This window comes from Pseudomonas sp. HD57-3 (assembly GCF_056113135.1).
In genome coordinates this window covers 6067364-6077921 of sequence record NZ_CM148568.1, presented here as the reverse complement: position 1 = coordinate 6077921, position 10558 = coordinate 6067364, and the positions used below count along the sequence as shown (strand labels likewise).

General features: G+C 62.6%; 9 protein-coding genes. 8 read left to right on the top strand and 1 reads right to left on the bottom strand.

Features of this window, described 5'->3' with window-relative positions:
- Positions 1–45: 45 nt before the first annotated feature.
- From AC0R79_RS27680 to AC0R79_RS27670, 3 genes are read left to right on the top strand one after another with little or no spacing between them, the layout of a single operon-like run.
- Positions 46–1065 carry an aminoglycoside phosphotransferase family protein gene (locus AC0R79_RS27680; RefSeq protein WP_474732526.1) on the top strand — a complete coding sequence of 340 codons (1020 nt, stop codon included), beginning with the start codon at positions 46–48 and terminating at the stop codon, positions 1063–1065.
- Positions 1062–1733, top strand: coding sequence for an N-acetylmuramate alpha-1-phosphate uridylyltransferase MurU (murU, locus tag AC0R79_RS27675; protein WP_474732525.1), 672 nt, complete (start codon positions 1062–1064; stop codon positions 1731–1733). The genes AC0R79_RS27680 and murU overlap by 4 nt, the downstream gene beginning before the upstream one ends.
- A gap of 1 nt (position 1734) precedes the next feature.
- Positions 1735–2502: a TerB family tellurite resistance protein gene (locus AC0R79_RS27670; RefSeq protein ID WP_007959923.1), complete on the top strand. Its 768-nt coding sequence runs from the start codon at positions 1735–1737 to the stop codon at positions 2500–2502.
- 60 nt (positions 2503–2562) lie between these two features.
- Here AC0R79_RS27670 and AC0R79_RS27665 read toward each other — a convergent pair whose 3' ends face one another.
- Positions 2563–3552 (bottom strand): alpha/beta hydrolase family protein, encoded by a 990-nt coding sequence (locus tag AC0R79_RS27665; RefSeq protein ID WP_474732524.1) that lies wholly within the window; start codon positions 3550–3552, stop codon positions 2563–2565.
- 73 nt (positions 3553–3625) lie between these two features.
- Here AC0R79_RS27665 and AC0R79_RS27660 point away from each other — a divergent pair, with 73 nt between their 5' ends.
- The 5 genes from AC0R79_RS27660 to AC0R79_RS27640 all read left to right on the top strand — a co-directional run bounded on the left by AC0R79_RS27660 (position 3626) and on the right by AC0R79_RS27640 (position 10550).
- Positions 3626–6025 carry a PAS domain-containing sensor histidine kinase gene (locus AC0R79_RS27660; RefSeq protein ID WP_085609097.1) on the top strand — a complete coding sequence of 800 codons (2400 nt, stop codon included), beginning with the start codon at positions 3626–3628 and terminating at the stop codon, positions 6023–6025.
- Positions 6026–6655: a response regulator gene (locus AC0R79_RS27655; RefSeq protein ID WP_011336200.1), complete on the top strand. Its 630-nt coding sequence runs from the start codon at positions 6026–6028 to the stop codon at positions 6653–6655.
- A gap of 218 nt (positions 6656–6873) precedes the next feature.
- Positions 6874–7998 (top strand): ABC transporter ATP-binding protein, encoded by a 1125-nt coding sequence (locus AC0R79_RS27650; protein ID WP_007959931.1) that lies wholly within the window; start codon positions 6874–6876, stop codon positions 7996–7998.
- Positions 7999–8046: 48 nt separating this feature from the next.
- Entirely contained in the window at positions 8047–9090 is a 1044-nt protein-coding gene (locus AC0R79_RS27645) for an ABC transporter substrate-binding protein (RefSeq protein WP_007959933.1), read from the top strand.
- 212 nt (positions 9091–9302) lie between these two features.
- Positions 9303–10550 carry an ABC transporter permease gene (locus AC0R79_RS27640; protein WP_007959935.1) on the top strand — a complete coding sequence of 416 codons (1248 nt, stop codon included), beginning with the start codon at positions 9303–9305 and terminating at the stop codon, positions 10548–10550.
- The last annotated feature ends 8 nt before the right edge of the window (positions 10551–10558 follow it).

The following is a 10558-nucleotide window of genomic DNA, read 5'->3' as shown; positions in this document are numbered from 1 at the left end:
AAAGCATGACCCGCTTGACGGCTAGCGCCGTCGGAGACCCTTGCAATGCCTGATCAAGATGTACGCTTGCAACACCTGAAAGTTTGGCTCGATGAACAGTTGGCAACCCTTTATGCAGATCAGGGCTGGGGAGCCGTACCCCCGGCCACGTTGACCGCGGCCAGCAGCGACGCGAGTTTCCGCCGCTATTTCCGTTGGGAAGGCGCGGGTCGCAGCTTCGTCGTGATGGACGCGCCGCCGCCTCAGGAAAACTGCAAACCGTTCGTGGATATCGCCTTTTTGCTGGCGAAATCCGGCATCAACGTGCCGAAAATTTATGCAGAAGACCTCGAGCGCGGGTTTCTTTTGCTCAATGACCTGGGCAACAAGACCTATCTGGACGTGATCGACACCGAAAATGCCGACGCGTTATTCAGCGATGCCCTGCAAGCGCTGCTGGCTTTTCAGCAGCTGCCGATGGTGGCGCCGCTGCCGAGCTATGACGTCGCGTTGTTGCGCCGCGAGCTGGAGCTGTTCCCCGAGTGGTACGTGAAACGCGAGCTGGGCGTCGAGTTCGATGCAACCCAACAGCAGCAGTGGCAAAGGGTCAGCGAGCTGCTGATCGACAGCGCCCTGGCCCAGCCGAAAGTGTTGGTGCACCGCGACTACATGCCGCGCAACCTGATGCTCAGCGAGCCAAATCCCGGCGTGCTGGATTTCCAGGACGCCGTGTACGGCCCTGTGACCTACGACGTGACCTGCCTGTTCAAGGACGCCTTCCTCAGTTGGCCTGAAGAACGTGTGCGCGGCTGGCTGGAAAGCTACTGGCAGCAGGCGTCGGCGCTGAACATCCCGGTGCAGCCGGACTTCGAAGAGTTCCTGCGCGCCAGCGACCTGATGGGCGTGCAGCGCCATCTGAAAGTCATCGGTATCTTCGCCCGCATCTGCCATCGCGATGGCAAGCCGCGTTACCTCGGCGATGTGCCGCGTTTCTTCTCTTATATAGAAGCGGTCATCGCTCGCCGTCCCGAGCTTGCGGATCTGCAGGCACTGCTCGCCAGCCTGCGTGGCGGAGTGACGGCATGAAGGCAATGATTCTGGCGGCGGGCAAAGGCGAGCGCATGCGCCCGCTGACCCTGACCACCCCGAAACCGCTGGTGCGAGCTGGCGGCGTGCCGCTGATTGAATATCACCTGCGTGCCCTCGCGGCGGCCGGTTTCAATGAGATCGTGATCAACCATGCCTGGCTCGGACAGCAGATCGAAGATCATCTGGGCGATGGCTCGCGGTTCGGTGTGTCGATCCAGTACTCGCCGGAGGGCGAGCCACTGGAAACCGGCGGCGGAATTTTCCGCGCCTTGCCGCTGTTGGGTGACGACGCGTTCCTGGTGGTCAACGGTGACATCTGGACCGATTACGACTTCAGCGTGCTGCATCAGCCGATCAACGGCCTGGCGCATCTGGTGCTGGCGGATAACCCGGCGCATCACCCGACAGGCGATTTCACCCTGACCGACGGCCAGGTGCGTGATGGCCAGGCCGATGCGGCCACCCTGACCTACAGCGGCATCGCCGTACTGCACCCGCAGTTGTTCGACGGCTGCACTGACGGTGCCTTCAAACTGGCGCCGCTGTTGCGAAAAGCCATGGCGGACGGGCAGGTGACCGGCGAGCGGTTGAAAGGTCACTGGGTCGATGTCGGCACGCACGAGCGACTGGCCGAAGCCGAAGCCTTGATAGAAGCGAGTCGCTGATATGTTGTGGCCAGGGACTCTGATTGGAGCCGGAGCGGGTTTTGCTATCGCCAGCATTCCGGGGGCCATGCTGGGTGCTTTGTTGGGGCAGGCGCTGGATCGGCGCCTGCATTTGCAGAGCTGGGGGCATTTGCGGGAAAAACTCGGCGGGCGGCCGATGCTGCGCAACGACGAACTGTTGTTCGTGTTGCTCGGGCGCTTGGCCAAAAGCGACGGGCGGGTTACGGACGGTCACATCCAGCAGGCGCGTCAGGAGATGCGCGCGCTGGAAATGAGCGAACCGGCACAGCGCCGGGCGATTGCCGCGTTCAATCGCGGCAAGTCCGGCAACGACAATCTGCGCGGTTATCTGCGTCGCTTGAGTGCTCAACCCCATGCGGCCGAAGGCGTGTTGCGCGCCTGCTGGCGAATGGTCTGGGCCGATGGCCGGGCCGGTGTCAGTGAGCGGGAATTGCTGGCGCAGTGGGGCAAGTGGCTGGGCTGGACCACGCACCAGATCCAGGCGCTGGCGGCGGACTACGAGCCGCACAAGCGTCCGATCGTCAGCGCGGCGGTGAGCTATCAGGAGGCGATGCGCCTGCTCGGCGTATCGGCCACCAGTGAACCGGCGCAGATCAAGCGTGCCTATCGACGCCTGCTCAGCCGGCATCACCCGGACAAGGTGGCCGGGACGGGTGCCACGCCGGCGCAGGTGCGCGAGGCCACCGAGAGGACTCGCGAGTTGCACAATGCCTACACGTTGATTCGCGAACGGCGGGATTTTCGCTAGGCATAAAAAATCGCAGCGTCGGGCTGCGATTTTTTTGTCTGCGTTTCCAGTCCGGGCTCTTCAGTCCGGGCTTTGCGGATTCAACCAGCCACGCACCCGTCGGAACAATTGCTCCTGCTCGGCCTTGTTGTCCGGCAAGGCCTTGAGTGCGACCTGACTGAACGCGGAGGTCTTCAGTCGCTTGCTCGCCTGCATGCGCTCCAGTGCCGCGTTGCGGTCCAGCGCCTTATCCATGTAGAAGATGTCCGCCGTCGGCAGCTTCAGGGTCGGCGTCAGTTCCACCAGCTCCGGTTTGGCCTTGGCCGGCGTCTGTGCGGCCACCAGCAGCAGCTTCTCGACCTGCGAGCTTTGTCGCTCGCTCATGTAGCGCGCCGCCCAGTAAGCGCCGGTGCCATGACCGAGCACGACGATGCTGCGCGCGCTCTGTTGTTCGGCGTAGGCCAGCGCCGCGTCGATGCGGGCGAAGATTCGCTCGGCGTCGGCCTTGGACTGTTCCTCGGTGGATTCAGCCACGACCTTGTCGGCCACATCGGCTTCGCCACCGGCGGCTTGTTCGATCGGCTCGGCGGTGGTCGAATCCTTGCTGCCCGGGTCAACGGTTTTCGGCGCGGCGGGGGCTTCGGCCACGCGCGGTGCGATGGCATCGCTTTGCAGATCGGGCAGGGTGATACTCAGGCTGCTCCATTCGACGTCCGGCAATTTGCGGCGCAACGGGCCGATCGCCTGGGGCCAGTCAGCGGTTTCGCCGGCACCGGGAATGAGGATTACCGCGCCTTTGGGTTCGGCGGTGTTGGCCGGTTTCCACAGGGCGAGGAAGGTGTCGCTGCCGGCTTGCAGTTGCTGTTGTTCCTGGGCCGGAACCTTGCGTTCGAGTGCCGCGGCTTCTTCCTGACTACGCTCAAGCAGAGGCTGGCGTTCGACCGGTTTTTCTTCGGCGGCTTTTTCTGCGGCGGGGGCGGGTGCCGGATCCGCGGCTTCGACGGAAAACGCACAAGGCAGGATCAGCGACAGGCACAATGCTGGCATTGCCAGGCGATAGACAGGGGGCATCGGTTATTCCAGGCCAGAAGTTATCCCGGCAGCCTAATGGGTTGGTCAGAATTTGTCAGTGTATGAGACTTCAATGATGCGTTTTTGCTGCCTGTGGGTTATCGGCTGTCTGGCGTTTCCCTTGATGGGTTGGGCGGCGCCTGCGCCGCCGAGTCACCTCGCGCGGTTGTCGGCGAGCGAACAACAGTGGCTCGCACAGCACAACGAATTACGCGTCGGTCTGGTGTTGCAGGCGCCGTACGCGCAATACGACCGGCGCTTGCAGCGGCTGTCGGGGGCCAACGTCGAAGTGATGAAGGCATTGGCCAAGGCGCTGAATGTCGAGCTGAGCTGGCGCAATTTTCAGGATCTGGCACAACTCGAGGCCGCTGCCCGGGACGGCGAAATCGACATCGCTCCGGGCCTGACCCAGACCCCGGGCGGGCTGCGTCTGTGGCAGTTCTCCGACCCGTACATGCGCGTGCCGCAACTGGTGGTCAGCGACCAGAAAAGCAGCGCGACCGTGGAACTGGAAAAACTCGACAGCCAGACCCGCGTCGCCGTGCGCATGCCCGGCGTCACTGCCGATTACCTGCGCGGCAACTATCCTCACCTGAATCTGCAAGGCGTACCGATGGAGCGTCAGGCGCTGCAACTGTTGCTGAGTCAGCAGGCGTCCTACGCAGTGGTCGATGAGGCGCAGCTCGGGCGGCTGTCGGCGGAACCGGAGTTCGCCGGGCTGGTGGTGGTCGGCGACATCGGTTTGCCGCAACTGCTGCGCATCGGCACCCGCCGTGACTGGCCGGAGCTGGCCGGAATCGTTGAAAGCGCCCTGCGCGCAATCCCGGCCAAGGATCTGGAACGCCTGCATGCGCAATGGCTGCAACCCAAGTATCCACGGCTTTCCGAGTCGCCGGGCTTCTGGCAGAACCTGAGTCTGTTGTTCGCGGTTTTGCTGCTCAGTTGCGTGGCGATTGTGTTCTGGCAACGCCGCCAGCAACGCAGTCTTGAACAACGTTTGTTCGACGCGCGCGAAGACATCGCCCTGCGCGCCGCCAGCGAAGAGGCCCTGCGCCTGACCCAGTTTTCCATCGATCAGAGCACCGTCGGCATTCTCTGGGTCAACTGGGACAGCCATGTGCGCTACGCCAACCGTGCGGCAGAAAACATGCTCGGTTATCCACAGGGCGCCATCATCGACCGGCCGCTGATCGACTTCGAACCGGGCCTGCACATGGATCGCTGGCTCAACCTGTGGAAACGCGCCCGGGCCAGCGAAGAGGGGCCGCTGAGTTTTGAAACCAACTGCGTGCGGGCCGATGGCAGTGTGTTGCCGGCGGACGTGTCGCTGAGTTTCTTGCGTTTTCGCGATGGCGAGTACCTGGTGGTTTACCTCACCGATGTCACCGAGCGCCGTCGTGCCCTGGCTGCGTTGCAGGAAAGCGAGGCGCGACTGCAAGGCATCGCGGCCAATGTGCCGGGGCTGGTGTTCCGTCTCGAGCGCGCACCGGTGACCGGGCAGATTGACTTCGCCTACATCAGTGAGGGCAGCGAAAGTCTGGTCGGCTACGCGCCGGCCGCCATCGCCCATCGCGACATGGGCCTGCGCAGTCTGGTGCATCCGGATGACCGGGCCGCTTATCACCAGACCCAGGATCAGGCGCTGGACACCGACAGCGACTGGTCGTGGCAGGGCCGGATTCTCACGCGTCAGGGCGAGCAACGCTGGGCCGAGATCAAGGCGATCACCCGTCAACTGGAAGGTGGTTCCTATGTCTGGGACGGCATTGTCTGGGACATCACCGAAAGCAAACGCATCGAACTGGAGCTGGCAGCCTCCCGCGAGCAACTGCGCGAACTGTCGGCGCATCTGGAAAGCGTGCGGGAAGAGGAAAAGGCGCGCATCGCCCGAGAGGTCCACGATGAGCTGGGGCAGATGCTGACGGTGCTGAAACTGGAGACGTCGATGTGCGAACTGGCCTACGCGCAACTCGACCCGGGTCTGAACGAACGGCTGAACAGCATGAAACGCCTGATCGCCCAGTTGTTCCAGTTGGTGCGCGATGTGGCGACGGCATTGCGCCCGCCGATCCTCGATGCCGGGATTGCCTCGGCGATCGAGTGGCAGGCGCGGCGGTTCGAGGCGCGCACGCAGATTCCGTGTCTGGTGCAGGTGCCGGACAACCTTGCACCGCTCAGCGACGCCAAGGCCATCGGCCTGTTCCGCATTCTTCAGGAGGCGCTGACCAACGTCATGCGCCATGCCCAGGCGCATACTGTGGAACTGACGCTGGCGCAGGAAGGCGACGAATTGTGTCTGACGGTCAGCGATGATGGCGTAGGATTTGTCGCCGCTGCCGGCAGGCCGACATCCTTTGGACTGGTGGGCATGCGCGAGCGGGTGTTGATCATGGGCGGGCAGCTGTCACTCGACAGCGAGCCGGGCGAGGGCACCACGCTGAGCGTGCGGGTGCCACTGGATGAGGAGAAGTAAGTGATCCGTGTACTGGTAGCCGAAGACCACACCATCGTTCGCGAAGGCATCAAGCAATTGATCGGCCTGGCCAAGGATCTGCAAGTGGTGGGGGAGGCGAGCAACGGCGAGCAATTGCTGGAAACCCTGCGTAACGTGCCCTGCGAAGTGGTGCTGCTGGATATCTCGATGCCCGGCGTCAACGGGCTCGAAGCGATTCCGCGGATCCGCGCGCTGAACCATCCGCCAGCGATTCTGGTGCTGTCGATGCACGACGAAGCGCAGATGGCCGCCCGGGCGCTGAAGATCGGCGCCGCCGGGTATGCGACCAAGGACAGCGATCCGGCGCTGCTGCTGACGGCGATTCGCAAGGTCGCGGCGGGCGGGCGCTACATCGACCCGGAGCTGGCCGACCGCATGGTCTTCGAAGTCGGCCTGACCGATGCGCGGCCGCTGCACTCGTTGCTGTCGGAGCGCGAGTTCTCGGTGTTCGAACGCCTGGCCCAGGGCGCCAACGTCAACGACATCGCCCAGCAACTGGCCCTGAGCAGCAAGACCATCAGTACCCACAAGGCGCGGCTGATGCAGAAACTCAACATCACTTCGCTCGCCGAGCTGGTGAAGTACGCGATGGAACACAAGCTCCTCTGAGCGACATATCCAATAGCGACAGGCGCTTTTGCCGGTTCTGACGGCTTGAGCCCCGACCCATGGGTCGGGTTTGCCAAAACGCGCCATCCTTGTAGGGCAATCCCTACCCCCGGCCTTCCATCCGGCTGAGGCGATTCTCTCCTGCGCCCCGATTTGCGTGACTGCGAGCAGCCACTAGGCTTAATCCCACAGCAGTCATCAATAACAAAGGTGTGGGTATGAGCCAGGTCGAATCAAACGCAGGGGCCAGCGATGTGCTGGTCAGCTTTCGTGGAGTGCAGAAGAGCTACGACGGCGAGAACCTGATCGTCAAAGACCTCAACCTGGACATTCGCAAGGGCGAATTCCTCACCTTGCTCGGGCCGTCCGGCTCCGGCAAGACCACCAGCCTGATGATGCTCGCCGGTTTCGAAACCCCGACCGCCGGTGAAATCCTTCTGGCCGGTCGGGCGATCAACAACGTGCCGCCGCACAAGCGCGACATCGGCATGGTGTTCCAGAACTACGCGCTGTTCCCGCACATGACCGTCGCCGAAAACCTCGCGTTTCCGCTGACCGTGCGTGGCCTGAACAAGAGCGACGTCAGCGACAAGGTCAAGAAAGTCCTGAGCATGGTCCAGCTCGACGCCTTCGCATCGCGTTATCCGGCGCAACTGTCCGGCGGCCAGCAACAACGTGTGGCATTGGCCCGTGCGTTGGTGTTCGAGCCGCAACTGGTGCTGATGGACGAACCGCTTGGCGCCCTCGACAAGCAACTGCGCGAACACATGCAGATGGAAATCAAACACCTGCACCAGCGTCTCGGCGTGACCGTGGTCTACGTGACTCACGACCAGGGCGAAGCCCTGACCATGTCCGACCGTGTTGCCGTCTTCCATCAGGGCGAGATCCAGCAGATCGCGCCGCCACGCACCCTCTACGAAGAACCGAAAAACACCTTCGTCGCCAACTTCATCGGCGAGAACAACCGCCTCAACGGTCGACTGCTGAGCCAGAACGGCGAGCGCTGCGTGGTCGAGCTGGGGCGTGGGGAAAAGGTCGAGGCGCTGGCGGTCAACATCGGTCAGACCGGCGAACCGGTCACCCTGTCGATCCGTCCGGAGCGCGTTAGCCTCAACGGTTCCAGCGACCAATGCGTCAACCGCTTCTCCGGGCGGGTGGCCGAATTCATCTATCTGGGCGACCACGTCCGGGTGCGCCTGGAAGTCTGCGGCAAGACCGACTTCTTCGTGAAACAACCGATTGCCGAGCTCGATCCAGCGCTCGCGGTCGGCGACGTGGTTCCGCTTGGCTGGCAGGTCGAGCACGTTCGTGCGCTCGATCCTCTTCTAGAGGCGCATTAAGCGCCCCGGCAATACCAACACCAACCCTGCACGTGGAGAGAACAATAAATGTTGAGATCCCTGAAGTTCACAGCCCTGACCCTGGGCCTGATGGGTGCGGCAAGCGCAATGGCCGCTGGGCCGGATCTGACCGTGGTGTCGTTTGGCGGGGCGAACAAGGCGGCGCAAGTCAAAGCCTTCTACGCACCGTGGGAAGCGGCGGGCAACGGCAAGATTGTCGCCGGCGAGTACAACGGTGAGATGGCCAAGGTCAAAGCCATGGTCGACACCAAGAGCGTGTCCTGGGATCTGGTAGAGGTTGAATCGCCGGAACTGTCCCGTGGCTGCGACGAAGACATGTTCGAGCAACTGGATCCTGCGCTGTTCGGCAAATCCGAAGACTACGTCAAAGGCGCGATCCAGCCGTGCGGCGTGGGCTTCTTCGTGTGGTCGACCGTGCTGGCCTACAACGCCGACAAGCTGAAAACCGCACCGACCAGTTGGGCGGATTTCTGGGACACCAAGAAATTCCCGGGCAAGCGCGGCCTGCGCAAAGGCGCCAAGTACACCCTCGAATTCGCACTGATGGCCGACGGCGTTGCGCCGAAAGACGTCTACAAGGAACTGGCCAGCAAGGGCGGTCAGGATCGCGCGTTCAAGAAACTGGATGAGCTGAAACCGAACATCCAGTGGTGGGAAGCCGGCGCCCAGCCGCCGCAATACCTCGCTTCCGGTGACGTGGTCATGAGCTCGGCCTACAACGGGCGTATTGCCGCTGTGCAGAAAGAATCCAACCTGAAAGTGGTGTGGAACGGCGGCATCTACGACTTCGACGCCTGGGCCATCCCGAAAGGCCTGGACGCCAAACGCGCGGAAGCGGCGAAGAAATTCATCGCGTTCTCGGTGCAGCCGCAACAGCAGAAGACCTACTCGGAAAACATCGCCTACGGCCCGGCCAACTCTCAGGCAGTGCCATTGCTGGACAAGGCAATCCTGAAAGACATGCCGACCACCCCGGAAAACATCGCCAACCAGGTGCAGATCGACGTCAGCTTCTGGGCTGACAACGGCGAGCAACTGGAGCAGCGCTTCAATTCCTGGGCTGCGAAGTAACCACGTCACACGGGCCGACGGCTACCGGATGATCGTTCCCACGTCGAGGCGTCGAACCGTCTGCGTGGGAATGCCGCCCGGGACGCTCCGCGTCCCTGTGACGCAGAGCGTCACTGAATGCGTTCCCACGCAGAGCGTGGGAACGATCAGTACCCCAAGTTCGAGGCGGTATTCGCCGCTTTTGTAACGATCAAAGATTTGCGGAGTACGTCATGGCCATCGCCGTTCCCCTGAACGAGGGCAACAGCCCCACCTTGAAGCAGCGGCTCAAGCACGCCGAGCGGGTCAACCGCTGGAAGGCCCAGGCGTTGATCGCGCCGCTGGTGCTGTTTCTGTTGCTGGTGTTCCTGGTGCCGATCGTGGCGCTGCTCTATAAAAGCGTCGGCAACCCGGAAGTGGTCGGCGGCATGCCGCGCACCGTGACCGCGATTGCTGCGTGGGACGGCCGCGGCCTGCCCGCAGAACCGGTCTACAAAGCCGCCAGCGAAGACCTCGCCGAAGCGCGCAAAAACCAGACCCTGGGCGATCTGTCCAAGCGCCTGAACATGGAGTTGGCCGGCTATCGCAGTCTGCTGACCAAAACCGCCCGCTCGCTGCCATTCGCCAGCGAACCGGCCTCTTATAAAGAAGCACTGGAAGGCCTCGACGAGCGTTGGGGCGATCCGGCCTACTGGCAAGCGGTGAAGCGCAACACCAGCAGCATCACCCCGTTCTACTTGCTGGCAGCAGTGGATCACCGCATCGACGATCTCGGCGAAATTGCCCCGGCCACCCCGGATCAGGCGATCTACCTCGACATCTTCGCCCGGACTTTCTGGATGGGCCTGATCATCACCGTGATCTGCCTGGTGCTGGCGTATCCGCTGGCTTACCTGCTGGCCAACCTGCCGTCGCGTCAAAGCAACCTGCTGATGATTCTGGTGCTGCTGCCGTTCTGGACGTCGATTCTGGTGCGAGTCGCCGCGTGGATCGTGTTGCTGCAATCCGGCGGATTGATCAACAGCGCGTTGATGGCGATGGGCATCATCGATAAACCGCTGGAGCTGGTGTTCAACCGCACCGGGGTCTACATCTCGATGGTGCACATCCTGTTGCCGTTCATGATCCTGCCGATCTACAGCGTGATGAAAGGCATCTCGCCGACCTACATGCGCGCCGCGATTTCCCTCGGCTGCCATCCGTTCGCCAGTTTCTGGCGGGTGTACTTCCCGCAGACCTATGCCGGTGTCGGCGCCGGTTGCCTGTTGGTGTTCATCCTCGCCATCGGCTACTACATCACCCCGGCGCTGCTGGGCAGCCCGAACGATCAGATGGTCAGCTACTTCGTCGCGTTCTATACCAACACCAGCATCAACTGGGGCATGGCCACTGCACTCGGCGGGCTGTTGCTGCTGGCGACCGTGGTGCTTTATCTGATCTACAGCTGGCTGGTGGGCGCCAGTCGCCTGCGCCTGAGCTAAGGGGAATT

Bases quoted from the DNA above. Each gene is read 5' to 3' on its own strand.
- AC0R79_RS27680 (WP_474732526.1), top strand. From the start codon at position 46: ATGCCTGATCAAGATGTACGCTTGCAACACCTGAAAGTTTGGCTCGAT.
- murU (WP_474732525.1), top strand. From the start codon at position 1,062: ATGAAGGCAATGATTCTGGCGGCGGGCAAAGGCGAGCGCATGCGCCCG.
- AC0R79_RS27670 (WP_007959923.1), top strand. From the start codon at position 1,735: ATGTTGTGGCCAGGGACTCTGATTGGAGCCGGAGCGGGTTTTGCTATC.
- AC0R79_RS27665 (WP_474732524.1), bottom strand. From the start codon at position 3,552: ATGCCCCCTGTCTATCGCCTGGCAATGCCAGCATTGTGCCTGTCGCTG.
- AC0R79_RS27660 (WP_085609097.1), top strand. From the start codon at position 3,626: ATGATGCGTTTTTGCTGCCTGTGGGTTATCGGCTGTCTGGCGTTTCCC.
- AC0R79_RS27650 (WP_007959931.1), top strand. From the start codon at position 6,874: ATGAGCCAGGTCGAATCAAACGCAGGGGCCAGCGATGTGCTGGTCAGC.
- AC0R79_RS27645 (WP_007959933.1), top strand. From the start codon at position 8,047: ATGTTGAGATCCCTGAAGTTCACAGCCCTGACCCTGGGCCTGATGGGT.
- AC0R79_RS27640 (WP_007959935.1), top strand. From the start codon at position 9,303: ATGGCCATCGCCGTTCCCCTGAACGAGGGCAACAGCCCCACCTTGAAG.